The sequence below is a fragment of the Micromonospora sp. ATA51 genome, assembly GCF_016802855.1.
Lineage (GTDB): Bacteria > Actinomycetota > Actinomycetes > Mycobacteriales > Micromonosporaceae > Micromonospora > Micromonospora sicca.
In genome coordinates this window covers 15658-39628 of record NZ_JAEVHJ010000026.1, presented here as the reverse complement: position 1 = coordinate 39628, position 23971 = coordinate 15658, and the positions used below count along the sequence as shown (strand labels likewise).

Genomic DNA, 23971 nt, shown 5'->3' with positions numbered 1-23971 from the left:
CGATATGTGACGCTCGACTTTGCGGATAGATCAAGTCGTCGCGGCGACGTCCTGGCGGGTCTCACGCGGGTGCGTCGCACTGCAGGGGCACCGTGGTTCGGGAGCGCCTGCTGCCCCGGCTCAACCTGCCGCCCGACACGCCATCGGACGAGGTGGCCGCCCGGGTCGCCGCGCTCGCGGGCCTCGACCCGGACCGGCGGCGGACCTGCTCCACGGCGACGAGCCGGCCACCGACCGGGAGCTGCTGGAGCTGGCTCGCGAGCTGGACCGGCTGACCCGTACGGTCGCCACCCGACCCGACCATCCGAACGAAGGAGATACCCGGTGACCGGACCCGTTACCGCCGCCGCGCCGGCCGGCGAGCAGCACGACGCCCGCGCGGCCCTGCACCGGCTGCGGGCCGAGGTGGCCAAGGCGGTCGTCGGGCAGGACGCGGTGGTCACCGGCCTGGTGATCGCCCTGCTCTGCCGCGGACACGTGCTGCTGGAGGGCGTGCCCGGAGTGGCCAAGACGCTGCTCATCCGCACCGTGGCCACCGCGCTGGACCTGGCGTCCAAGCGGGTCCAGTTCACCCCGGACCTGATGCCCGGCGACGTGACCGGGTCGCTGATCTTCGACCCGCACACCGCCGCGTTCACCTTCCGGGAGGGGCCGGTCTTCACCAACCTGCTGCTCGCCGACGAGATCAACCGCACGCCGCCGAAGACCCAGTCGGCACTGCTGGAGGTGATGGAGGAGCGGCAGGTCTCCGTCGAGGGCGAGCGGCGGCCGCTGCCGGACCCGTTCATCGTCGCGGCCACCCAGAACCCGATCGAGTACGAGGGCACCTATCCCTGCCCGAGGCCCAGCTCGACCGGTTCCTGCTCAAGCTCACCGTGCCGCTGCCCAGCCGGGACGAGGAGCTGGGCGTGCTCCGCGCGCACCACGTCGGCTTCGACCCGCGGGACCTGCGCGCGGCCGGCGTACGCCCGGTGGCCACCATTGCCGACCTGGCCGCCGCCCGGGAGGCGGTCCGCCGGGTGCACGTGGCCGAGCCGCTCTTCGGCTACCTCGTGGACCTGTGCCGGGCCACCCGGAACACTCCGGCGCTGGAGCTGGGCGCCTCACCGCGCGGCGCCACCGCCCTGCTCAACACGGCGAAGGCGTGGTCCTGGCTGGCCGGCCGCGACCACGTCGTCCCCGACGACGTCAAGGCGGTCGCCCGCCCAACCCTGCGGCACCGGCTCCGGCTGCGCCCGGAGGTCGAGCTGGAGGGCGTGAGTGTCGACGCGGTGCTGGACACGGTGCTCGCCACCGTGCCGACGCCGCGATGACCTGGCGGGCGGCGCTGCTGCTCGGTGCGGGCGCGCTGACCCTGCCGGCCTGGCCGGCGCCGTTCCTGGGCGTGGCGGTGATGACCGGCCTGGTGCTGCTGCTCGTCGCCCTCGACTGGGCGCTGGCCGCGCCGCTGCACGCCGTCGGCGCCACCCGCTCCGGCGACCGGACGGTCCGGCTGGACGGTAGCGCCACCGTCACGCTGCACCTGGCCAACACCTCCGGCCGTACGTTGCGCGCCCAGGTGCGCGACGCCTGGGTGCCGTCGGCCGGTGCCCGACCGGACGTACCGCCGGAGCGGATGGTGCGGGTCGCGGCGGGCGACAGCGCCGCGCTGCCGTCCGGCTCACCCCGGCCCGGCGCGGCGACCGGCCGGCGGCGGTGCTCACCCTTCGCTCCTTCGGGCCGCTGCGGCTGGCCTTCCGGCAGCGCGCCGGCCGCCCCGGCACGCCACCGTGGACCCTGCGGGTGCTGCCCCGCTTCGACTCCCGGCGGCACCTGCCCGAGAAGCTGGCCCGGCTGCGGATCATCGACGGTATCCAGGTCACCCGGGGCCGCGGCCAGGGCACCGAGTTCGACACCCTGCGCGAGTACGTGGTCGGCGACGACGTGCGCTCCATCGACTGGCGGGCCAGCGCGCGCCGCTCCGACGTGCTGGTCCGCACCTGGCGGCCGGAGCGGGACCGGCGGCTGGTCTGCGTCCTGGACACCGGCCGCACCTCCGCCGTACGGGTCGGCGACGAGCCTCGGCTGGACAGGGCGATCGACGCGGCGCTGTTGCTGACCGCGCTGGCCGCCCGCGCCGGGGACCGGGTCGACCTGTTGGCGGTCGACGCGGCGGTCCGGGCGACGGTCAAGGGCAGCGGCCGGCCGGCCCTGCTCCCCCGGCTGGTCGACGCGGTCGCCCCGCTCCAGCCGGCGCTGGTGGAGACGGACTTCGAGCTGATCGCCGGTGAGGTGCTGCGCCGGGAACGGCAGCGCAGTCTGGTGGTGCTCTTCACCGCGCTGGAGGCGGGTGCGCTCGGCGAGGGGCTGCTGCCGGTGCTGCCCCGGCTCGCCGCCCGGCACCGGGTGGTGGTCGCCGCGACCCACGACCCGGTGCTGACCGGGCTCACCACCGACCCGCCGCGCGGGCCGGACGACGCGTACGCCGCCGCGGCGGCCTGGCGGGCGCTGGCCGAACGGGACCGGGTCCGCGCCGCGCTGGCCCGGCACGGGGTGACCGTGGTCGACGCGCCCGCCGACCGCCTCGCCCCGACGTCGCCGACACCTACCTGCGGCTCAAGGCGCTCGGCCAACTCTGAGCCGCGCCCTCGGCGGGTACCGGCGCCGGGCGGGTGGCCGCGTACCGGCCGAGCAGCAGCGCGTACGCCAGGAAGGCCAGCCAGACCGCGGCGCCGATCGCGACGCGGACGGCGACCGGCGCGGGCGCCGGGGTCACGAACGCCTCCAGCAGCGCCGACACGGCGAAGAGCCCGACCAGGCCGACGGCGACCACGATGGCGGAGCGGCCCGCCGCGGCGACCGCCCGACCCCGGCTGAGGTGGGCCGGCGGCGCGATCCACGCCCATCCGGTCCGCAGGCCGACCCCGGCGGCGACGAAGATGCCGGTCAGCTCCAGCAGCCCGTGCGGGGTGATCAGGCCGAAGAAGACGTCTCCCCGGCCGTAGGAGACCATCACCCCGCCGACCACGCCGACGTTCAGCGCGTTCTGCCAGAGCAGGTAGAACACCGGCACCACCAGCACCCCGGAGGCGAGGCACTGGGCGGCGATCCAGGCGTTGTGCGTCCACAGGTGGAAGGCGAAGGTGGGCGCGGCGAACTCCGTGTAGTAGCCGGCGAAGCCGGACTCCACCAGGTCGGCGGCGGCGTCCTCGCCGATGAACGCGGCGGCGGTGTCCGGGTGCCCGGCGACGAACCAGATGAGGAACCCACTGAGCGCGCTGAACGCGGTGGCCACCCCGCACCACCAGGGCCAGGCCCGGTAGAGGGCGGCCGGCAGGTCGGCGATCAGGAACCGGCGGACCGCCGCCCAGGAGGGCCGGGGCCGGCCGGTGATCCGGGCCCGGGCCGCCAGCACCAGGTGGGAGAGGCGGTTGACCAGCGCGGGGTCGGGTGAGCGGCTGCGCAGCACCGAGAGGTGGGTGGCGGCCCGCTGGTAGAGCGCGACCAGCTCGTCGACTTCGGCGGCGTCGAGCCGCCGCCGGCCGGAGAGCTGTTCCAGCCGCCGCCACTCGGCGCCGTGCTCCGCCACGTACGCGTCGAGATCCACTCGTCCTCCCCCGTCCGGCGCCCATAGTGTTCACTGTCCGGGTGAGAGCGCAACCTGCCGCATGGGCCACGGGCCGGTGGGCCGACGCGGGCCTGGTCAGCGGCGAGGCGGTGGAGCTGGACGTCCGGGCGGCCCGGCTCGGCTCCCGGGTGCTCGCCCTGCTCATCGACCTGCTGACCCAGGTGGTCGTGGCGTTGACGCTGGTGTCGGGCCTCTCCGCGCTGCTGCTCTCCCTGCCCGCCGCGATCGTGGACGCCGCCCTGACGGGTGCGCTGCAGACGGTGCTGCTGGTCGTCGTGCTGGTCGGCTACCCGGTGCTGATGGAACGGTTTGCCGGCGGCCGGACGGTCGGCAAATTCGCGGTGGGCCTGCGGGTGGTCCGCGTCGACGGCGGTCCGGTCGGGGTCGGCCAGTCGCTGACCCGGGCCCTGGTGGGCGTCGCGGTGGAGTGGCCGGGGCTGGTGCTGCCGCTGCTGAGCTGGGTGGCGAGCGTGACGGTGATGCTGTCCGACCCGCGCGGGCGGCGGCTCGGCGACCTGGTGGCCGGCACGATGGTGGTCCACACCCGGGGCGCCGCGGTGTGGCGGCCGGTCCCGCTGGCCGTCCCGGCGCTGCTCGGCTGGGCGCACACCCTGGACCTGACCCGGTTGGACGACGGGCTGGCCCTGGCCGCCCGGCAGTACCTGGGCCGGGTGCACCAGCTGGTGGAGCCGGAGCGGGCCCGGCTGGGCCGCGCGCTGTGGGCCGAGATGGCCGCCGTGATCTCCCCGCCGCCGCCGTGGGCCGCGCCGGAATCGGTCTACCTGGCCGCGGTGCTCGGCGAGCGGCACCGCCGGGCGGTGGACCGGCTGCGGCGTAGCCGCGGGGTCACCGCGGCGCTCTGGCCCGAGCTGACCGCGTCGCCGGCCGCCGTGCCGGCCGCCGTGCCGGCGCCGGCCACGACCGCGTTGCGGCCCGCCGCGCCGGCGCTCGCCGTCCCCATCCAGCCCGATCCGGTACGCGGACAGCCCGCCCCGGTCGACGCCGAGCAGCCGGCCGGCTGACGCCGCCCTGGACGGCGTGTTCCGGCGGCTCGGACCGGGCTGGCGGCGTCACGCGAAGAGCGCCCGTCCCCAGTGGTCGGCGGCGTCGCGGACGCCCGGCGGGCAGGCGAACACGGCGCTGGAGACGTGCCGCAGGTACTCGTTCATCGCGTCGTGCCGGGACAGCCGGGTCTGGATCGGCACGAACTGCTTGCGCGGGTCCCGCTGGTAGGCGATGAAGAACAGGCCGGCGTCGAGCCGGCCGAGCCCGTCGGAGCCGTCCACGAAGTTGTAGCCGCGGCGCAGCAGGCGGGCGCCGTCGTTCTGGGTCGGGTGGGCGAGCCGGACGTGCGCGGTCTCGGCGATCACCGGCTCCCCGTCGTCGCCCTTCGTGGCGAAGTCCGGCTCGTCGAACTCCGCGCCCTTGCCGAGCGGCGCGCCGCGGCCCTTGGTCCGGCCGACGATCTGTTCCTGCTCGGCCAACGGGGTGCGGTCCCAGGTCTCGATCAACATGCGGATCTTGCGGGTGACCAGGTACGACCCGCCGGCCATCCAGTCCGGCCCGTCGCCGGGCTGGGCCCAGAGGTGGTCGCGGAGCAGGCCCGCGTCCTCGGCCTTGAGGTTGGCGGTGCCGTCCTTGAAGCCGAACAGGTTGCGCGGGGTGGCCTGGTCCCGCGAGGTCGACGAGGTACGCCCGAAGCCGAGCTGCGACCAGCGGACGCTGACCACGCCCATGCCGATCCGGGCCAGGTTGCGGATGGCGTGCACCGCCACCTGCGGGTCGTTGGCGCAGGCCTGGACGCAGATGTCGCCGCCGGAGATCTCGGGACGCAGCGCGTCCCCGGCGAAGTGCGGCAGGTCGGCCAGCGCGGGCGGTCGCCGGTCGGCGATGCCGAACCGGTCCTTGCCCTGCGCGTCGCGGAAGAGCGCCGGGCCGAAGCCGATGGTGAGGGTGAGCTGCGACGGCGGCAGCCCGAGGGCCTCGCCGGTGTCGTCCGGCGGCGCCTCCGGCATGCCGTCGACCGCGCCGATCAGCCCGGCGTCCTTCCCGGCGGTCATCCGGGCGGCGGCGGCCGTCCACTCCTGCAGCAGCGAGACGAGCCGGGCCCGGTCCTTGGTGATCACGTCGAACGCGACGAAGTGCAGCCGGTCCTGGGCCGGGGTGGTGATGCCGGCCTGGTGCTCGCCGAGGAACGGCACCGCACCGGCGGCGACGCCCTCGTCCGCCCCCGCGCGGTCCGAGTCGCGGACCAGCGCGCCCGCGCCGACGGCGACGCCGGCCACTCCGGCGACCCCGACGCCGGCCAGGGTGATGGCCCGGCGCCGGGACAGGGCCGTCCCGCGCGGCGGGTCGGCGGACGCCTGCGTCTCGCCTGCGGTGTTCTGCTCGCTCATCGCTGCACCTCCGGGGTTGGTCGTCAGCGGGCGACGACCGCGGCGACCTTGCTGATCGGCTCGGCCAGGGCGTTGATGCTGTCGGACAGTTCCTTCAGCTCGGTCTTGCTGAGCGCGGTGTGCAGCTTCCAGCCGTCGCCCGCGCGGTGCTTGCCGAGCGCGGTCTCGACGTTGGCGAACTCGGTGTCGAGCTGCTTGACCAGCTCGGGCGAGCGCTGCTCCAGCGCCGGGCGCAGCGCGGCGATGGCCGCCTTCGAGCCCTCCACGTTGGCGCTGAAGTCCCAGAGGTCGGTGTGCGAGTAGCGGTCCTCCTCGCCGGTGATCTTGCCGCTGGCCACCTCGTCGAGGAGTTCCTTGGCGCCGTTGGCGAGCTGGAGCGGGGTGAGCTTCTCGGCGTTCGCCTTGGCCACGATCTCCTTGACGTCGGTGAGCAGCTGGTCGGCGATCGGACCGTCCTTGCTGATGTCACCGGTGGTCCAGAGATCCTTCTCGATCCGGTGGAAGCCGGTGAACGGCATGCCCTCCTCGACGACCTCCTCGCGGCCGTCGATCTTCGGGTCGAGGTCGCCGAAGATCTCCGCGACCGGCTCGATCCGCTCCCAGTAGGTGCGGGCCACCGGGAACAGCGCCTTGGCCTTCGCCACGTCGCCGGCCTTGACCGCGGCCACGAACTCCTCGGTCTTGGTCAGCAGCGCGCCGGTCTGGCTCTGCACGTACCGCTGGTAGCTGGCGGTGGCCTGGCTCAGCGCGGCGTCCGGGGCGACGGTAGCGGCGGTGCCGCTGACCTTCAGCGCGGCGCGGATGCCCCGGCCGCTCATCCCGGGCTTGCAGGCCGTCTCGTACGTCCCGGCGGGCAGCTCGACGCGCAGCTCGCGGCTCAGCCCGGGGGCGATGTTCTCCACCTCGCCCATCACCCGATCACCGGCGGCGTAGACGTAGAACTCGTTGACCTTGCTGCCCGAGTTGGTCACCGAGAAGGTGGCCTGACCGGCGGTCAGCTCGGTGACGTCCATCTCGCAGGCGGTATCGGTGGCCTTGACCTTCACCGCGTTGCCGGCCTTGGCGGCCGACTTACCGTCGGTGTCGGAGCCGCAGGCGGTGACGCCGGTGATGGCGAGCACGCCGGAGGCGGCGAGCACGACGAAGCGGGTGGTACGCATCAGGACTGTCTCTCCTTGTAAGGAAGGCGGATCAGGCGCGCTGGCCGGCGTCGGTCACGGGCGGGACCGGGGCGGCGGGAGTCGCCTCGGCGTTGCCGGTGGGCGTCGCCGGGGCGGCGGGCTTGGCCGGGGCGGCCGGCTTGCGGAGGAAGAGCACCAGCACCGGCACCGCGTAGGCCACCCAGGCGACCATCTCCAGCACGCTCGGCGTGGCGGTGATGTTGAACATGCCACCGAGCAGCGCCGCGTACCAGGTGCTGGGGTCGAGCACCGAGGTGATGTCGAAGGCCAGGTTGTTCAGGCCGGGCAGCACGCCGGCCTCCTGGAAGTCGTGCACGCCGTACTTGAGGATGCCGGCGGCGACCAGGATGAGCAGCGCGCCGGTCCAGGTGAAGAACTTGCTCAGGTTGATCTTCAGGGCGCTGCGGTAGAGCAGGAAGCCGATCACCACGGCGGTGGCGATGCCGCCGAGCAGCGCGAGCAGCGGTCCACGTCCGGCGCCACCGGCGGCGCTCTGCGCGGCCGAGTAGAAGATGAGGGCGGTCTCCAGCCCCTCCCGGATCACCGCGAGGAAGGACATGCCGGCCACCGCGAGGGAGCCGACCGCGAGCGCCTCGGTGAGTTTGCCGCGCAGCTCACCGGCGATGGTCCGGGCGGCCTTGCGCATCCAGAAGATCATCCAGGTCAGGAAGACCACGGCCGCGACCGAGGTGATCGCCTCGAACAGCTCGCGGTCCTCGGAGCGGGCCAGCAGCGAGGTCGACGTGTACTCGATCAGCCAGCCGAAGAAGACCGACAGCACCACGGCCGAGCCGACGCCGACCCAGACCTGCGGCAGCCTGTCCCGTCGCTGCGACTTCACGAGGAACGCGACCAGGATGCTGACCACCAGGGTTGCTTCCAGGCCTTCCCGCAGGCCGATCAGGTACGTGGCGAACATCGGTACTCCGTGATCAGTTAGGCACGCCTCAGTTAACTTAGGGCAGCCATACCTTCCTACTGATCCGACCCCGCCGTCAAGTCGTTCATGGCAACGTCACCCTGTCCAGCGGGCATCCAACGGATGACCGGCTGTGGCAGGATCCGGCCCAGCCCCTCAGACAGGACGACCGTGGCCGACGACCTCTTCACCCCCACCATCACCCCCGCCGCGTACGCCGAGGGACGCCCGCCCTGGCGGCCCGGCTCGCTGGTCTATCCCGCCGTCTTCGGCGGGGCACTCGCGGCCACCGTGCTGGCCCTGGTCAACGCCCGCCGGCTCAGACTGCCCGTCGGGGCCGTCCTGGCGATCGTCGGCACCGGACTGGCCGCCCTGGTCGCCCGGCTGGCCATCACCGTGGTGCTGCTCGACGGCCACACCTCCGGGCCGGCCCGGCTGGTCGGGGCCCTGTCCGGCGTGCTGGTCTGGTCGGTGGCCAACCTGACGCAGAAGGGCCGGTTCCGCACGTACGAGATGCGCGGCGGCCAGGCCGCCTCGCTGGTGCTGCCCGGGATCGCGGCGGCGCTGGGCCTCGGCATCGTCGAGGCGGTCCTCATCGTCCTCGCGGCGGCGGTCCGGTGACGGCGCCGGCGGACCAGCTCGCCCGGGTGGTCGGCCTGCTCGAGATGAACCGGCCCGAGCAGGCGCTGGAGGAGCTGGCCCGGCTACCCGGCCCGGTGGCCACCGATCCGCACGTGTACCGGCTGCGGGCGGTGGCGCTCAGCACGCTGGACCGCTGGGACGAGGTGGCCGAGGTGGCCCGGCAGGGGCTGGCCGAGGTCGGTCCGGACGCCGAGCTGCTCGGCCGGCTGGGCCTGGCGCTCCGGAGCCAGGGCGCCTTCGCCCCGGCCGAGCGGGCGCTGCTCGACGCGCTGGCGCTCGAACCGCAGGACCCGTGGCTGCTCTGCCAGTACGCCGACCTCTGCGTCACGGTCGGCCAGACCGACAAGGCGAGCCGCCTGCTCGCCCGTGCCGCCGAGCTGGCGCCCGAGCACCCGGCCGTCTACGCCAGCCGCATCCAGCTCGCGTACGCCCGCGGCCACGACCGGGCGGCCGAGCGGGTGACCCGGGAGTTCCTCGGCCGCTACCCGGAGCACCCGGTGGCACTGGCCTTGCACGGCGGGATCGCCGTGGAGCGCGGCCGGATCGGCGACGCGCACCGCTCCTTCGGCCGGGCGGTCGCGCACGACCCGGACGACCCGGACTACGCCGAGGCGGCCTGGGAGACCCGGGTGTACACCCATCCGCTGCTGCTCCCGCTGCGCCCGCTCTACCGGCTGGGCATCCGCGTGGCTGATCGCGGTGGGCAGCATCGCCGTGCTCAACCTGGCCAAGCTCTACGTCCCCGCGCTCGTCGTGGCGCTCGCCTGGCTGCTCTACAGCCTCTGGTCCTGGATCGCCCCGCCCCTGGTCCGCCGCCTGGTCCGCGGCCGGTGGCGGTCATGACCGGCCGCGCGGGGCGGCGGCCGTGAAGGGCCTGCTGCCCTGGCTCGGTGTCCTGGCCCTGGTGATGCTGCTCAGCGCCCTACGGATGCGCCCACTGGCCACCGCCGTCTCGCTGGCCTGGCTCGCCTGGTGCGTGTGGACCTGGATCCGTCCCACCCGCCGCGGTCCGAGCTGACGCGGCCCGGCCCGGCCCGGGGCATGCCGCCCTTCGGCACCGGACGCCACTGCCGGCGAGCATGACAGTCAGGAGCGATATGACTGAGAGTCATATTTGCTTATGCCTGTCAGGCATATCGCTGACGAGGACACCATGTCCGTCATCCCCGCCACGCCGGCCCTACCCGGCAGCCGGCAGGTTGCGACCTGCAGGACGCGAAGACGGAACGAGCCGGCCGCGCGTGCGGCCGGCCCGGTCCCGGTTCCGGGGTGTCGATCATTGACTTCCTCCACCGCAATAATGGCGGGGATTCCCTCCGCGCTGCGCATGCAACGCCCGGGCGGGTTCCTGCTTCACTGCGATCCGCCGGAGATTTCCCCGGTCTTACGTCCACTCCACAGGCGTTTGACGTCTCCACAAGCCCTGCGGCGACGATGGTGCGATAGGTCCCGGCTTGGTTATCGCCGCAGCCCGGCGAGACGTTACCACAGTCAATGGCACGCTCGCTCGGGCCTTGGCGGCCGTCCCGCGCGGGCCTTTACCCAACCCCAAAGGACGGGGCATCGGCCCGCATCTCAGTAGCGGTAGTGGTCGGGCTTGAAAGGGCCCTCCGGCGACACGCCCAGGTAGGCGGCCTGCTCCTTGGTGAGGGTGCTCAGCTTGGCGCCCAGCGCCCCCAGGTGCAGCCGGGCGACCTTCTCGTCCAGGTGCTTCGGGAGCACGTAGACGCCGATCGGGTACTCCTCGGTCTTGGTGAAGAGCTCGATCTGGGCGATCGTCTGGTTGGCGAACGAGTTCGACATGACGAAGCTCGGGTGGCCGGTGGCGTTGCCCAGGTTCAGCAGACGGCCCTCGGAGAGCACGATGATCGCGTGCCCGTCGGCGAACTTCCAGAGGTCGACCTGCGGCTTGATGTTCAGCCGCTCGACGTCGGAACGCTTGGCCAGACCGGCCATGTCGATCTCGTTGTCGAAGTGACCGATGTTGCCGACGATGGCCTGGTGCTTCATCCGGGCCATGTGGTCGTTGGTGATGACGTTGAAGCAGCCGGTGGCGGTGATGAAGATGTCCGCCTGCTCGACCACGTCGTCCAGGGTGGCGACCTGGTAGCCGTCCATCGCCGCCTGGAGCGCGCAGATCGGGTCGACCTCGGTCACCACGACCCGGGCGCCCTGACCGCGCAGCGACTCGGCGCAGCCCTTGCCCACGTCGCCGTAGCCCATGACGACGGCCATCTTGCCGCCGATCAGCACGTCGGTGGCCCGGTTGATGCCGTCGATCAGCGAGTGGCGGCAGCCGTACTTGTTGTCGAACTTGCTCTTGGTCACCGAGTCGTTGACGTTGATGGCCGGGAAGAGCAGGGTGCCGGCGCGGTGCATCTCGTACAGCCGGTGCACGCCGGTGGTGGTCTCCTCGGTGACGCCCTTGATGCCGGCGGCGATCCGGGTCCAGCGCTGACCGTCCTCGGCGAGCGAGCGGTGCAGCAGCTTGAGGATGACCGCGTACTCCTCGGAGTCGGCGGACTCGACCGGCGGGACGACCCCGGCCTTCTCGAACTCGACGCCCTTGTGGACGAGCAGGGTGGCGTCACCGCCGTCGTCGAGGATCATATTCGGGCCGTGGCCGTCGGGCCAGGTGAGCACCTGCTCGGTGCACCACCAGTACTCGTCCAGGCTCTCGCCCTTCCAGGCGTACACCGGGACGCCGGCCGGCGCCTCGGGGGTGCCGTTCGGGCCGACCACGATCGCCGCGGCGGCATGGTCCTGGGTAGAGAAGATGTTGCAGGACGCCCAGCGGACCTGCGCGCCGAGCGCGACCAGGGTCTCGATCAGGACGGCGGTCTGGATGGTCATGTGCAGCGAGCCGGTGATCCGGGCGCCGGCGAGCGGCTGCGCCTCGGCGAACTCACGCCGGATGGCCATGAGGCCGGGCATCTCGTGCTCGGCGAGCTGGATCTCCTTGCGCCCGAACTCGGCGAGCGACAGATCCGCCACCTTGTAGTCGCCCTCGGCGAGGGTGCTCGGCCGGGCCTCGGACGGCGCGCCGCTGGGGGCGGCCGGGAGGGTGCTGGTCATGGAAGCTCCTGTCGAACGATGTGCTGCGCAGCCTTCCACCTTACGCTCGCGGGCGGATGGAGCACGGCCCGGTCCGCGGACAGCGCACGGGGCGGTCGGTCGTGGACGGACTTTCCATCCACCAGCCGGCCGCCCCGTGCATCCCCCCGGTTTGGTTCCCCCGCGCGCTACCGGACCTTCGTCGCGACAACGCTGCGTACCCATAGAGTCACACTGAGCAAAGGCGGCGTCAAGCTATTTCGGGAAAGTCGGACTTGTGGCGAGCGGGAAGCGAGGGCGGATCAGCACAGGCCGCAGGTCGCGACGTACGCCTCGCCCGCGCCGCCGACGACCAGCGGCCCGCCGGCCGCCGTCCCGATCGCCGCCTGCCCCGGCCCGAGGGTGACCGTGCCCACCCCGTCGTCCACCAGCAGCTTGCCGGCCCGGCAGAGCACCACCCGCGGCCCGGGCAACGCCAGCCGCACCTCCGGGGCGCCCGCGTCCACCAGCACCCGGTGCAGCGCGAAGTCGTCCACCGGCACCGGCCAGGTCACCACCCCGGGCGCCACCTCCACCGGCGGGACGACCGGCTGGTCGAGCACCTCGAAGCGCAGCACCTTCAACAGCTCGTCCACGTCGACCCGCTTGGGCGTCAACCCGCCGCGCAGCACGTTGTCGCTGGCCGCCATGATCTCCACGCCGGTGCCCCGCAGGTAGGCGTGCAGGTTGCCGGCCGGCATCCAGATCGCCTCGCCTGGCGCCAGCCGGACGTGGTGCAGCAGCAACGCCACCAGCACCCCCGGGTCGGCCGGGTAGTCGACGGCCAACGCGCGGGCCAGCACGGCGTCCGGACCGCCGGCCTCCGCCGAGAGCACGGCCGCCACCAGCCCGGGGCGCTCCGCCTCCGGCCAGCTCAGCAGCAGACGTACGGCCTCCCGCAGCCCCGCCGGCCCCGCGCGCAGCGCAGCCACCACCGGCTCCAGCACGGGTACGCCGAACGCGGCGATCGCCGCGGCCGACTCCGCCGGGTCGCGGAAACCGCACAGCGCCTCGAACGGCGAGAGCGCGACCAGCAGCTCCGGCTTGTGGAACGGGTCGACGTAGTTGACCCGTTCCACGTCGGCGGCGTGCCCGGCCCGGGCCTGCTCGGCGTCCGGGTGGGCCTGCAGGCTCAGCGGGGCGTCGGCCGCGAGCACCTTGAGCAGGAACGGCAGCCGGGTGCCGAACCGGCCGACCAGCCGCTCACCCAGCCAGCTCTCCGGCTCGGCGACCAGCAGATCGGTCAGGTCGACCGGGGCGCCGTCCCGGTCGACGGTGGCCGGGGCGCCCGGGTGGGCGCCCAGCCACAGCTCGGCCTCCGGCCCCTCGCTCGGCACCGGGCGGCCCTGCAGCTCCGCGATGGCGGTGCGGGAGCCCCACGCGTAGTCCCGGATCCGACCCTGCAGCAGTTCCACGTTCAGCTCCCGGGATGGGCGGCCTGCTCGCCGGTGTCGGGCTGGGACACCGCGGTGTGCGAGGCGGCGCCGGTGCCGGCCTCGTCCGCGGCCGCGCTGTAGATGTCCGGTTCCAGGTAGATGACCCGGGCGATCGGCACGGCCGTACGGATCCGGGCCTCCACGGCGTTGATGCCCCGGGCCAGCGACTCGGCGCTGTCGCACGGCGAGACGGCGATCTTCGCGGCCACCATCAGCTCCTCGGGGCCGAGGTAGAGCGTCTTCATGTGGATGATCCGCTCGACCTCCGGACCCTCGGTGACGGCCTGCTCGATCTTCGCGAGGTCGTGCTGCTCGGCGCCCTCACCGAGCAGCAGGCTCTTGGTCTCGATGGCGAGCACGATCGCGATGGTGACCAGCAGGACCCCGATCGCGGCCGTGCCGGCCGCGTCCCACCTGCCGTCGCCGGTGATCAGGGTCAGCCCGACGCCGAAGAGTGCGAGGACCAGACCGATCAGCGCGCCGAAGTCCTCCAGCAGCACCACGGGAAGCTCGGGGGCCTTGGCCCGGCGGATGAACCGCACCCACGACTGGTTGCCCCGGATGTGGTTGGACTCCTTGATGGCGGTACGGAAGGAGAACGCCTCCATCCCGATCGCGATCACCAGGACGGTCACCGGCACCCACTGCCAGCTGGTGATCGGCTCCGGGTGCTGCGCCTTGTGGTACGCCTCGTAGAGGGCGAACAGGCCACCGACACTGAACAGCACGATAGAGACGATGAACGCGTAGATGTAGCGCTCCCGGCCGTACCCGAACGGGTGCTCCGGGGTCGCTTCCCGCTTGGCCCGGCGGCCGCCGAGCAGCAGCAGGCCCTGGTTGCCCGAGTCGGCGACCGAGTGGATCGACTCGGCCAGCATCGACGAGGAGCCGGTCAGGATCCAGGCGATGAACTTGGTGACGGCGATGCCGATGTTGGCCAGCAGGGCGGCGACGATCGCCTTCGTCCCGCCATTTGCGCTCACTGGTTTGCCAGCTCCTTCATCTCCGTGATGGCCGGGACGGCCATCGGGTCCAGCCCGTGGGCCAGGGCGAGGTAGACCGAGGCGAAGTCCGGCACCGCCATCAGCGAGGCGAGCCGTTCCAGCGCCGAGCCGCCCTCGGCGGTGATCACGTCGCAGCGCACGCCGCGCCGCTCGGCGAGGGCGTGCACCGCGTCGGCCCGACGCTCCTCGACTGCGAGCGGCTCGTCGCTGTCGTCGTCAGCGTTGAGCCCGCCGTCGCGCAGCAGCACTAGCCGCAGCCGGGTGGCGTCGGGGTCGGTCTCGGCCGGGTCGGCGAAGATGTCCCGCTCCCCCTCGACCAGGCCGCCGAAGACGCCGTCGAGCAGGCCGACGCGACCGCGACCGGCCTCGCCGAGCGCCCCGGTGACCACCGGGTAGCGGGCGTTGGCCGACAGGGTGTCGCCGAACCGGCGGGCGGCCACGGTGGCCAGCGGGGACGAGCCCCAGACGATTGGGATCGAGCCGGCCAGGGCCAGGGCCAGGGACTTCGCCGGGTTGACGAAGGACTCGGCGGTGGGACGGCACCGGTCGGCGTCCGCGTCCAGCCGGGCCGCGGTCTCGGCCAGGTCCGCCTCGTTGACCTTCACCAGCCCGAGCGTACGGGCGGCGAGCAGAACCGGCACGGTGAGCGCCCAGAGACTGGCCCGGGCCGGGGCCCGCCGGGGCACCGGGATGAACGGGGCCCGGGCCCGCTCGGCCACCGACTGCAACTGGGAGTCCGGCGCGCCGACGGCGACCAGGCGCGCCCCACGCCGGTGCGCGGCCTCGGCGGCGCCCAGCGCCTCGGGGCTGCGGCCGGAGGCGCTGACCGCGATGACCACGTCCGCCGCGCCCACCCAGCCGGGCACCCCGGCGCTGCGGTGCGGGATGACCGGCACCGGACAGCGTGGCCCGGCGACGGTGGCCAGCACGTCACCGGTACGCCCGGCGGTGCCGATGCCGGCGATGACGACCGCCCGCGGCCGCCCCTCGTCGGCGAGCAGGCTCAGGTTGGCCTCGGCGGCCAGCGCGGCCGACTCCCGCACCTGGGCACCGGCCGAGGCGGTGAACCGGAGCATGCCGCCCGGGTCGTGCTCGGCGAGCGCGTCCGGGTTGTCCAGCAGCGACTCGTCGGCGTGCCGGCGGCCACTGACCCCGGCCGTACCCTCCATCACCGCTGTGGCGCGGAGCCACCGCGCGCGTCGTCCGCCGTTGGCCCGCCACGCGCCTCGTCCAGCAGCAGCACCGGCACGTCGTCGCGAACCTCGAAGATCCGACCGCACTCGGTGCAGGTCAGCGTCTGGGCCTGGGCGTCGTAGTCGAGGGGGGCGTGGTGCGTGTCCGGGCAGGCGAGAATCTCGAGCAACTGCGGGTCCAGGGCCACGGCGCGGCTCCTTCCACGTATGCGGTCTCACCGGTCGGCGGTGCCGACCGGCGCACGCGATCTTATCGGCGAACCCGGCCGGACACCGCGCCACGGAACCAGATCATCCGCCGCCCGGCGCTCCGCTCCTCACCACACGGTCATCACGACTGAGCGTAGCCGGGGCTCGGCGGCCGCGTCCCGGCTCAGCCGGGCAGGCGGGGCATGACGGTCGTGGCGTCGCCGCCGGCCGCGCCGGCGGCTCGCCGCCGGCTGCTGCCCGGCGACCGGACCGCCGTAGACACCGCCGGTGGGGCGGGGCGCCGGCGTGCCGCCGTAGACGCCGGGGGCGGGTGGCTGCTGCCCGTACACCTGGCCGCCGGGGGTGCCGTAGGTGGTGCCGCCGGGGTTGCGCGGCAGCGGGACCTCCGGGTAGCCGGCGGGCTGCGGGTCGGTTTTCTCCGCCCGGTTGCGGCGGACCAGCAGCACGATGAGGGCGATGCCGACGAGCACCAGCGCGATGCCGAAGAACATGATCGGGGAACCTCCGGAGGACTCGTCAGCGGCGGCGCTGTGCTGCCCGGCGGCCGGATCGACGGCGGCTGCCACGGCGGACGCGGTGTCGGCCGCGCTCGGCGGCTCGGTCGGTGTCGGACTGGGGCTCGGCGACGGCTTCCGCGACGGCGTCGGGGAGGGCGTCGCGGCCGCCGCACCCACCACCCGGGCCGAGTCGGCAGCCCGGCCGAGCAGCCGGCCGGACGCAGCCGCCGCCTCGCCCACCACGGTCAGCCGACCGCCGGGCGCGCCGGCCAGGAAGGCGACCCGGTAGCGGACCGTGATGCTCTTGCCCTTGCAGAGGGTCGGGTTGGCCGGCGAGGTCCGGGCCGTGCCGACCGTGCCGCCGCCACCGCCGACCGCCACCGCCTGCCACTGCCCACCGGTGTTGACCTGCACCTGGACCTGGTCGGCCCGGACGCCGTCGAGCCGCAGGCCGAGCCCGGTCCGCAGCAGGACGCACCCGTCGGTGCGCTTGCGCACCTCGACCGCCACCGTGCCGGGCGATCCACCGACGGTGAAGCTGCCCGCCGAATGCACCTCCACCCGGTCGCCCTCGGCGAGTGCCGGGGACGCGCCGACGGTCACCAGGCCGCCCAGCAGCGCGCCGACCGTCGCCAGCCGCATCGCGTGCCGCCGAACCGACATGTCCACCTCACCGTTCCTCGCCCCGACGGGACCCGCGGGTCAGGTTACTACCGGGCCGGGATGCCCCCCGCTCATTGAGCACCCCGCATGTGTGCGGCGACACCCTGCGCCGCCCCCACCACCATCGACGCCCACCCCTGGTCCCCGAACGGGCGCCGCAGGATCGACATCGATCGCCGGCAGCGGCATCACAAGCGCCGGATCTCGCCGATCATCGCCCGGGGCCGCCCGTACCGTCCACGTCGACCTGCGTCGGGCCGCCCTCGTCCCTGGCCCGGTCCGGTCAGTCCGAGGCGGCGGCGAGGACGTCGCGGCAGAGCCGGTCGGCCGTCCGGGTGGTCTCCGGCAGCCGGTAGCGCGGGGTCAGCGCCAGCACCCGGTCGGCGGCGTTCGCCAGGCTCATCCGGTGGCCGACGCTGACGAAGACCGGCTTCACCCCGTCCCGGGTGCGCAGCACCCGGCCGACCACCTCGTCGCCGTCCCGCAGCGGCGACGACTCACCCCGGCGTGGGCCCGGCTCGTCCCACTCGCCGACCAGCGGCGTCTTGCCCACCCCGATCGCGGGCAGGCCGGTGACCACGCGAGATGACAGGCCAGCCCGAACCGGCGCGGGTGGGCCAGCCCGTGCCCGTCGCAGACCAGCAGGTCGGGACGGACGGTCAGCCGGTCCAGGGCGTCCAGCAGCGCGGGCAGCTCGCGGAAGGCGAAGAGCCCGGGCACGTAGTCGAAGGCGGGCCGGCCGACGGTGACCGCCGAGTCCACCACCGCGAGCGTCCGGGCGTCCAGCACCGTGACGGCCGCCGCGAGCCGGTCACCGCTCTCCGCGTACGCGACGTCGAGGCCGGCCACCGTGGCGGGCGCGGTCGGTCCCGGCCCGGCCAGGTCGGCCAGCGGCCGCACCTCCTCCTGTACGCGCAGCGCCTCCGCCACGCTCCCCGGCGGCACGTAGGGGAGCCCACCTCCCGTCACCGCGGCCCTCAGGCGGGCTGGAGGTCGGTGCGGGCCTCCTCGGCCCAGCGTAGGACGCCGTAGGCGCCGGCGGACTCGGCGACGGCGGTGGCCTCGTCGACCAGGGCGAGCGCCTGGTCGGGGCGGCCCGCGTCGGCGGCGAGGTAGCCGAGCCCGACCAGGTTCGCGGCGACCCCGGGCAGGAAGCCGATCTCCCGGCGCAGCCGGGTGGACTCCTCCATCCACTGCCGGGCCTGGTCGAGCCGGCCGGCGGCCTGCTCGGTGAAGGCCAGGTGCCGCAGCACGTACGACAGGGTCATCTTGTCGCCGGCCTCGGTGGCCAGCTGACGGGCGCGGGCGAAGGCCGGGGCCGCGGTGTTGTTGTCGGCGCGGATGACCTGGTGGAGGCAACCCACCCAGAACAGCGCCTCACCCTCGCCACGCACGTCGCCGAGCGCGCGGTACAGCTCGGCGGCCCGCTCGAAGAGCCCCAGCTCGCGCGGGTCCTCGACCTCTTCCTCCAGGAAGCGCGCGTGCAGCACCCGCCCGCGGGCGAGCGCGAGATCCGCCTCCACCGCGTCGAGCGTCCGCTCGGCGGCGGCCAGCGCGCCACCGTCGCCGGCGAACACCGCGTTCTCGTAGAGCTCCCTGGCCCGCTCGATCCGGTCCTCGACGACCATGCCCGCTCCCTGTCCTCGTCGGTTACTGACCCACTCGCCCGTCGATGCGCTCACGCAGCAGATCGGCGTGACCGCTGTGCCGGGCGTACTCCTCGATCATGTGCGGCAGCAGCTCCCGCAGCGAGATCTCCTGGCCGTCGGACATCCGCGCCCGGACGCCCAGATCCGCCGTCGCGGCGACCAGTTCCTCGGCGAACGCGATCTCGGTCCGCCAGGTCCGCCACGCCTCCTCGACCACCGCCGGGTCCCCCACCGCGTTGTCGAACGCGCCGTCCCGCTCACCCTCCGCCGAGTAGAGCTTGGGCACGTCCTGGCCGGCCATCACCCGCCGGAACCAGCTCCGCTCCACCTCGGCCAGGTGCCGCAGCAGGCCGAGCCGCGACATCTTCGACGGCGGTACGGACCGCCGGGCGAGCTGCTCGGCGTCGAGGTCGGCGCACTTCATTTCGAGGGTCAGCCGGTAATCCCGGAGGTATCCGACGAGCATCGACCGCTCGTCGTGGTACCCGCCCTCGGAACGCGGATCGTCCTCGGGGCGGACGAACATGTTGGACCAGGCGAACTGGGGCGCGGGCTGGTCGGTCTCGGTGGTGGTACGCGCGTCAGCCATGCCCGGACCCTCGCCCACGCTCCACCCTCCCGCAACGCATTTACGCCGCTAAGCCTGACTGTCGGCGATGGTGGGATCGGCACCGGGGTCACCGGCCCGCTGAAGCTCCTCCTCGAACATGACGAACGTCCTCCGCCGGATGCCACTGATCAGGGCTTGCTCCCGGGCGGTCAGGTGGCGGCGTTCGGCGGCGGCGCTGTCCTCGATCGCCTGCACGGTCTCGTAAAGCGCGAAGACCGGGCCCTCACCTTCCAGATATCGGCCCCGGTCGTGCTCCGTCCGCTGGACGAACTGGTCTGCCGTGAGCACGCTGACCTCTCCGCCGATCGCGAAGAGGATCTCGTCCGCGAGATGGGTCACCGGCTCCCATCCTCCGGTATCGATCGACAATCGCCACGCGGTCAGGCCGCCCTCAGCTGTGGCCACCATCTTCACTGGCGACCGGTAATAGCTGAAGTAGGCAGGTAAGGCCAGACCTGGCTCATCACTCACGCGTGCGACTCCCCGACCAACGCAGTTTGCAGGGCCTCCCAGAAGTACCGTCGGACCTGCTGAAGAAGGCCGTTCCGCACGGCGCACTCCGTCGGCGTCATGCTACGGCCTTCTTGATCAGCCAACGCCTTCAAATCTCGACCCACCTCGTACAACGCGTGCTCCCACGCGGCAACCTCTTCGAGCGCCTGTAGATGCAGCCGGAACTCGGCGATGTGACCGCTCGTCGTACGCAACATCATCATCACGTCCCGGTAGCCGCTCTCTTGTGGCGTCAGGAACCGATCCTCGAAATAGACGATCTCGATCCCCGGCTCCCGCCGGATCGTCTCGAGAGCCCCGTACAAGTCGGACAGCCTCTCGAAGGCGACGCTCGCCGCCGCGAGGTCGGTCAGCAGTGACACGTCGCCTCGGTATTTGTTCACCTTGTCCTCGGCACGCCGCCTGTCCTTCTGGCCTGGCCTTGGTTCAGCCACCGCTCCACGCGCCGACCGGGATGCCAACCGCCGCGCCAGCTCCGTGACTTCGGGCTGGGCGAGGGATGCCTCGACGTAGAGCTGATCGAGATAGAGGTGACGATACGACGAATCCCCGCGCCGTTTGTAGTCGAAGCCCGGCTGAACGGGATCAGGGCCGGGAGCCTGACATGAGGCACTAATTCGGCGCTGCTCCTCGGTCAGTGGAGTCGGTTCAACTTCCGGGCCACCGTCCCGCGCCGCCTTCACCGGCCCCCGCTGGGCGACGTCGGCCAACGCCGCGCCTAGGACGTCGATGGCGTTTTGGCTGCCGGCGAGGTGGTGCATCGTCACCGGTCGGGCGGTCAACGAGGCCGCCAGCTCAGGCGTCGCCAGCATCATCCGGGCCAAGTCGGGGCGCCGCGTCAGCTGCCGGACCAGCGTCTCGGCCAGCAACGCCTTGCCGCTTGGGGGCGCCTCCCACGTCTGATCGAGCATCTGCCGTACCCGCGGGTCACCGAGGAGTTGCGCCACGTCCCGGGCCGCTGCCTCGTCAAGATCGGGCACTAGGCGACGGAGCGTGGATGCGTCGACATGGTTCGCCAGCTCGACCGGAGTCACCCCGGCGGCGAACACCTCGTCCAGGCTTCCACCGGCTGCCACAGCATCTCGCACGAACTGCCCAGCCGCTATCCGTTCAGCGTGAGCGTCAAGGTGCGCCCGCCGCAGACCATTCGGATCCGGTTCCGGTCGGCTACCAGGAAAGGAGGTCGCGCCCGGCGGGGTGATCGACGTGGGCTCGCCTAGCAGGTGGACGTGGTTGAAGTCCGGCACGTCGTCCAGCGGGTGCCGCGGCGCTGGCGGTCGGGGCGGGTCGGACGGTTCCGGTACGTCGGGCAGGACGTTGAAATCGCCTGGTGGCCGGCCGGCCAGCGGCATCGGCCGGCGTCCCGGCCCAGGACCAGCGCGTCTATCCCGACCACGTTCGCCTGACCCGGCACCCCGCTGTGCGTGTAGAGCGGGCGGTCCCAGACGTGCCCGCTCTGCGGATCGAGGTACAGCACCGTGCCGTTCTGGTTCAACGCCACCCACGCGTGGAAGCCGCCGTGCTCCAAACTTGTGACGAGGAAGGCGTAACTGCCGTGCCCACCCAGGAGCAACTGCTCGTGGAGGTCGCGATACCCCCGCTCGACCGCCTGCCCTGCCCCGAAACCGGTAGCCGCACCGGTCTCGGGGCACAGCTTCTGGAACCGTCCTCCGGTGATCTCCTCGACCCGTCGGGGACCGTCCACCTCACCGCCGACCGGCCGGCGCACGTCCCCCTCCAGGTACGCGTCGAAGGTACGCGGCGCGGAGACCCGGGGACGGCCGTGCACCCACGTGTCGTAGAGCGACAGGGTGCAGTCCAGGCAGTTGATGCCCCGGGAGGCATCCGCCTGCGGGCCGCCGTCGTTCGCCAACCGGAACCAGCCGCCGTACCGGGGGTCGGCCGTCCGCACCACGCTGCCGTCGGGGTTGCGCGGCATCTGCCGTTCGAGGTCGGTCTGGTGCAAGGCGAGCGGTGGACGCAGCCCGCCCCGTATCCCGAACCTGCGGGAGCGGTCGATCGGCGGCGGGTCGTCGTCCCCGGTCAGGGCCGACCGGTCGGACGTCTCGACCGCGCCGGGTGCCAGGTCGGCGACATCATCGTTGATCCGGTAGAAGTCCGCGTCGTCGTCGACCGTCACGTGCTCGGGCACGACGGACCCGTTCAGCACCGCATATGCGCGCTCCTGCAGCTCGTAGCTCATCGTGCTGGCATCAAAAGCGGCTTTGCGCCACCGCTGTGCGACCAGGTCGTGGCCCGCCTCGTGTAGCTGCTGCGCGTAAGCGCCGTATTCGCCCGCTGAGCGCTGATGCCGGTCAGCGCGCGTGCGAAGCCAGGCCGCTTCTTCCTGCCGTCGCCTGTCCTCGAACCACGCCCGCTGCGCCTCGAAGTAACCCTGATACCGGCGTCGATCCAGGCCCTCGCGGTCGGCAGCTCGGTGAGCGGCAAGCTGTTCCGGCGTCTTGGGGCGGGGCGGCAGCGGGTCGAACGGCCCCGGGAGAATCGGAGAGGCGTCGTCTGTGTGCCTCGGTGGTCCCGGTGCCAACGCCTCCAGCAGCGGAAATCGCGGTGATGGTGACGGTGACGGCTCCGGACCCGGGGCCGGCGGACCGACGTCCCGCCCCCGTGCAGTGGGCGCGCCAACCGGGGTGGGTGGGGACGCCGTGGTCGGCACGGCCGGCGGGGGAAGGGTGCCGGCCACGGAGCGGGCGGTAACGGGATCACTGCCGCCGGTGCGCGGCGACTCAGTGCTCACTGGCGCGGCTCCGCCCGCCGCGGCTTGGGGCGCTGGCGCCTGCGACCCCAGGGGTGAAAGGGCGGCGGTGACGGGTGCCCGATTCGCAGCCACCAACGGCTCCGGCAGCACTGCGGATCGCGGTGGGGTGTCGACACTTGCCGCCGCATGCGCCGGACCCTCCTCGACGGACGCCGGGAGCGGCGACGCAAGCCGCGGCTCGACGGCGGTCGAGGAGAGCGTCGGCGTCACCCCCGCGTCCGGCGGGGCGGACGAGTGCGGGGACGAGACCGGGTCGACGGCGACCGAGGCGGACGTGGCCGACGCCGGATACGGGACAGCAGGTGACGGGGCGTCCTGGACGACCGGCCCGTCGACCGACGGCGCCCCGACCGACGCGGCGGCAATCGGTCCGGACTGAGGGCCGGACATCTGGGAGGAGGTCGCTTCGCTGCCAGGCCCGCTGCCGGCCACATGTGTCCCGGCCGCGGCTGGTTCCGGCGCGCTCGCACCGAGGGTGTCCGGCGCTGATGTGTCCGCGCCGGGGGCGAGGTCAGCCGCACCGCTGAGGCCCGTCGGCGGCGTGATGCCGTCGAGGGCGGCCATCCGCCCGTCGAGTCGTTGGTGCAGCGCGTTGTCCACCTGGCCGGTGGCCGCGCCACTCACGCCCGAGACGGCCGCCCGGGCCAGGTCCTCCAGCGAGGCTCCCTGTCCGGTGACCAGGCCGGCGGCGCCCTCGGCGAGGGTCTCGCCGGTCAACTCCCGGCCGAGGTGCTCGCCGACCACGGCGAGCCGCCCGTTCGGGTGCCGACCCAGCCCGGCGAGAGGTGCCACCGCGCCACCAGCGAGACCACCCATCGCCGACGTGCCGACGTCGGCGACATCCAGGCCGTGCCGACGCCCGTTGGAGTTCTGGTAGGCCTGGGTGGCGAGACTGACGCCCGCCTCCTGTCCCGCCTCGACGAGCCCGCCGAGGACGGCACGGCGGGCGAATCCGCGTACCCCGCTCTTGACGACCTCCTTCGCGGCCCGCTCGCTGGCCTCCTCCAGGCCCTCCTTCAGAGCCTTGCGGGCGAGCTGCGTCATGAGCCGCTTGAAGATCTGCTGCACCACCATCCGGGTGGTGGTGATCGCCACGCCCGCCGCGGGCGAGGCCGCGCCGGCGGTGAGAACCGTCGCGACCGCCAGCGAGAGCAACTCGACGACCAGGATGCCCAGCTCGATCCAGACTTCGAGCTTGGCACCCTCGATGTCGCAGCCGCACGACTCGACCAACCGTCCGAGCTCGCCGGTGACCGCGAGCAGGACGGGCAGCGGCGCCTCGTCGCCCTCGGCCACCCGCCGCCACGCGGTGTCGAAGGCTTCGGCCACCGCGCCGATGCCGCCGTAGCCGCTGCGCACCTCGGACGCCGCCGAGGTCGCGTCGTCACGCGGACCGGCCAGGACGGCGGCGACGCCGTACCACTGGTCGGCAAGGTCCCAGACGGCACGCTCGTTCCCCTCGGGCCATTCCACCCCGACGACCCAGTCCAGGGCCTCGTAGATCCAGCCGGGCAGGTCCCAGGGGGAGTAGTCGAGCGGGTGCGGGATCGGGCTGGGCAGGATGCTCACGCGCGGATCCTCC

20 protein-coding genes and 3 pseudogenes are annotated in these 23971 nt (G+C 73.2%); 7 read left to right on the top strand and 16 right to left on the bottom strand.

Annotated elements, in window-relative coordinates; all coding sequences use genetic code 11:
• Positions 1-92: 92 nt before the first annotated feature.
• The 3 genes and pseudogenes from JNW87_RS07235 to JNW87_RS40470 form a co-directional block, all read left to right on the top strand.
• Positions 93-275 carry a hypothetical protein gene (locus JNW87_RS07235; RefSeq protein ID WP_238453347.1) on the top strand — a complete coding sequence of 61 codons (183 nt, stop codon included), beginning with the start codon at positions 93-95 and terminating at the stop codon, positions 273-275.
• Between the two features lie 49 nt (positions 276-324).
• Positions 325-1313: pseudogene (locus JNW87_RS07230) on the top strand (AAA family ATPase).
• A gap of 382 nt (positions 1314-1695) precedes the next feature.
• Positions 1696-2076 (top strand): annotated as a pseudogene (locus tag JNW87_RS40470) (DUF58 domain-containing protein); the annotation flags it as partial.
• A 508-nt stretch (positions 2077-2584) separates the two neighbouring features.
• Here the strand turns inward: JNW87_RS40470 and JNW87_RS07220 are convergent.
• A complete protein-coding gene (locus JNW87_RS07220) occupies positions 2585-3586 on the bottom strand; it encodes a stage II sporulation protein M (RefSeq protein WP_238453346.1) in 1002 nt (333 codons plus the stop codon).
• Positions 3587-3609: 23 nt separating this feature from the next.
• Here JNW87_RS07220 and JNW87_RS07215 point away from each other — a divergent pair, with 23 nt between their 5' ends.
• Positions 3610-4629 carry an RDD family protein gene (locus JNW87_RS07215; RefSeq protein WP_375373473.1) on the top strand — a complete coding sequence of 340 codons (1020 nt, stop codon included), beginning with the start codon at positions 3610-3612 and terminating at the stop codon, positions 4627-4629.
• A gap of 48 nt (positions 4630-4677) precedes the next feature.
• Here the strand turns inward: JNW87_RS07215 and efeB are convergent, their stop codons facing one another.
• The 3 genes from efeB to efeU are packed head-to-tail and all read right to left on the bottom strand — an operon-like array spanning position 4678 to position 8103.
• On the bottom strand, positions 4678-6030 hold the full coding sequence (gene efeB, locus JNW87_RS07210) for an iron uptake transporter deferrochelatase/peroxidase subunit (protein ID WP_375373472.1): 1353 nt from the start codon (positions 6028-6030) through the stop codon (positions 4678-4680).
• Positions 6027-7163 (bottom strand): iron uptake system protein EfeO, encoded by a 1137-nt coding sequence (gene efeO / locus JNW87_RS07205; protein WP_109800962.1) that lies wholly within the window; start codon positions 7161-7163, stop codon positions 6027-6029. Before efeO ends, efeB begins: the two co-directional genes overlap by 4 nt.
• Positions 7164-7194: 31 nt before the next feature.
• Positions 7195-8103 (bottom strand): iron uptake transporter permease EfeU, encoded by a 909-nt coding sequence (efeU, locus tag JNW87_RS07200; RefSeq protein WP_238453343.1) that lies wholly within the window; start codon positions 8101-8103, stop codon positions 7195-7197.
• Positions 8104-8274: 171 nt separating this feature from the next.
• On the opposite strand from efeU, the gene JNW87_RS07195 reads away from it, so the two are divergent.
• The 3 genes from JNW87_RS07195 to JNW87_RS07185 are packed head-to-tail and all read left to right on the top strand — an operon-like array spanning position 8275 to position 9763.
• Positions 8275-8724 (top strand): hypothetical protein, encoded by a 450-nt coding sequence (locus tag JNW87_RS07195; RefSeq protein WP_109800953.1) that lies wholly within the window; start codon positions 8275-8277, stop codon positions 8722-8724.
• A complete protein-coding gene (locus tag JNW87_RS07190) occupies positions 8721-9614 on the top strand; it encodes a tetratricopeptide repeat protein (protein ID WP_238453342.1) in 894 nt (297 codons plus the stop codon). Before JNW87_RS07195 ends, JNW87_RS07190 begins: the two co-directional genes overlap by 4 nt.
• Positions 9611-9763: a hypothetical protein gene (locus tag JNW87_RS07185; protein ID WP_201749536.1), complete on the top strand. Its 153-nt coding sequence runs from the start codon at positions 9611-9613 to the stop codon at positions 9761-9763. Before JNW87_RS07190 ends, JNW87_RS07185 begins: the two co-directional genes overlap by 4 nt.
• 557 nt (positions 9764-10320) lie before the next feature.
• On the opposite strand, the gene ahcY is transcribed toward JNW87_RS07185, so the two are convergent.
• From ahcY to JNW87_RS07125, 12 genes and pseudogenes are all read right to left on the bottom strand, one after another.
• Entirely contained in the window at positions 10321-11820 is a 1500-nt protein-coding gene (gene ahcY, locus JNW87_RS07180; RefSeq protein WP_109800955.1) for an adenosylhomocysteinase, read from the bottom strand.
• 281 nt (positions 11821-12101) lie between these two features.
• A complete protein-coding gene (gene manA, locus JNW87_RS07175; protein ID WP_109800956.1) occupies positions 12102-13253 on the bottom strand; it encodes a mannose-6-phosphate isomerase, class I in 1152 nt (383 codons plus the stop codon).
• Positions 13254-13255: 2 nt separating this feature from the next.
• Positions 13256-14257: a cation diffusion facilitator family transporter gene (locus tag JNW87_RS07170; protein ID WP_109800957.1), complete on the bottom strand. Its 1002-nt coding sequence runs from the start codon at positions 14255-14257 to the stop codon at positions 13256-13258.
• Positions 14254-15450 (bottom strand): SIS domain-containing protein, encoded by a 1197-nt coding sequence (locus tag JNW87_RS07165; RefSeq protein ID WP_109800958.1) that lies wholly within the window; start codon positions 15448-15450, stop codon positions 14254-14256. The genes JNW87_RS07170 and JNW87_RS07165 overlap by 4 nt, the downstream gene beginning before the upstream one ends.
• Positions 15447-15659, bottom strand: a complete 213-nt coding sequence (locus JNW87_RS07160) for a Trm112 family protein (RefSeq protein WP_109800959.1) — start codon at positions 15657-15659, stop codon at positions 15447-15449. Before JNW87_RS07160 ends, JNW87_RS07165 begins: the two co-directional genes overlap by 4 nt.
• A gap of 129 nt (positions 15660-15788) precedes the next feature.
• On the bottom strand, positions 15789-16841 hold the full coding sequence (locus JNW87_RS07155) for a hypothetical protein (RefSeq protein WP_375373471.1): 1053 nt from the start codon (positions 16839-16841) through the stop codon (positions 15789-15791).
• A gap of 283 nt (positions 16842-17124) precedes the next feature.
• Positions 17125-17810: pseudogene (locus JNW87_RS07150) on the bottom strand (endonuclease V).
• An 8-nt stretch (positions 17811-17818) separates the two neighbouring features.
• Complete coding sequence (locus JNW87_RS07145; protein ID WP_238453340.1) at positions 17819-18469, bottom strand: tetratricopeptide repeat protein; 651 nt, start codon at positions 18467-18469, stop codon at positions 17819-17821.
• Positions 18470-18491: 22 nt separating this feature from the next.
• Complete coding sequence (locus JNW87_RS07140; RefSeq protein ID WP_201749800.1) at positions 18492-19079, bottom strand: DinB family protein; 588 nt, start codon at positions 19077-19079, stop codon at positions 18492-18494.
• A 48-nt stretch (positions 19080-19127) separates the two neighbouring features.
• Positions 19128-19571: a hypothetical protein gene (locus JNW87_RS07135; RefSeq protein WP_109803497.1), complete on the bottom strand. Its 444-nt coding sequence runs from the start codon at positions 19569-19571 to the stop codon at positions 19128-19130.
• A complete protein-coding gene (locus tag JNW87_RS40465; protein WP_238453339.1) occupies positions 19568-20860 on the bottom strand; it encodes a hypothetical protein in 1293 nt (430 codons plus the stop codon). The genes JNW87_RS07135 and JNW87_RS40465 overlap by 4 nt, the downstream gene beginning before the upstream one ends.
• Positions 20830-23958 carry a toxin glutamine deamidase domain-containing protein gene (locus JNW87_RS07125; RefSeq protein ID WP_238453338.1) on the bottom strand — a complete coding sequence of 1043 codons (3129 nt, stop codon included), beginning with the start codon at positions 23956-23958 and terminating at the stop codon, positions 20830-20832. The genes JNW87_RS40465 and JNW87_RS07125 overlap by 31 nt, the downstream gene beginning before the upstream one ends.
• Positions 23959-23971: the final 13 nt, after the last annotated feature.

Coding starts and splice junctions, on each gene's coding strand:
- efeO (WP_109800962.1), bottom strand. CDS start 7,163: ATGCGTACCACCCGCTTCGTCGTGCTCGCCGCCTCCGGCGTGCTCGCC.
- efeU (WP_238453343.1), bottom strand. CDS start 8,103: ATGTTCGCCACGTACCTGATCGGCCTGCGGGAAGGCCTGGAAGCAACC.
- ahcY (WP_109800955.1), bottom strand. CDS start 11,820: ATGACCAGCACCCTCCCGGCCGCCCCCAGCGGCGCGCCGTCCGAGGCC.
- JNW87_RS07155 (WP_375373471.1), bottom strand. CDS start 16,841: ATGTCGGTTCGGCGGCACGCGATGCGGCTGGCGACGGTCGGCGCGCTG.
- JNW87_RS07145 (WP_238453340.1), bottom strand. CDS start 18,469: ATGGTCGTCGAGGACCGGATCGAGCGGGCCAGGGAGCTCTACGAGAAC.
- JNW87_RS07140 (WP_201749800.1), bottom strand. CDS start 19,079: ATGGCTGACGCGCGTACCACCACCGAGACCGACCAGCCCGCGCCCCAG.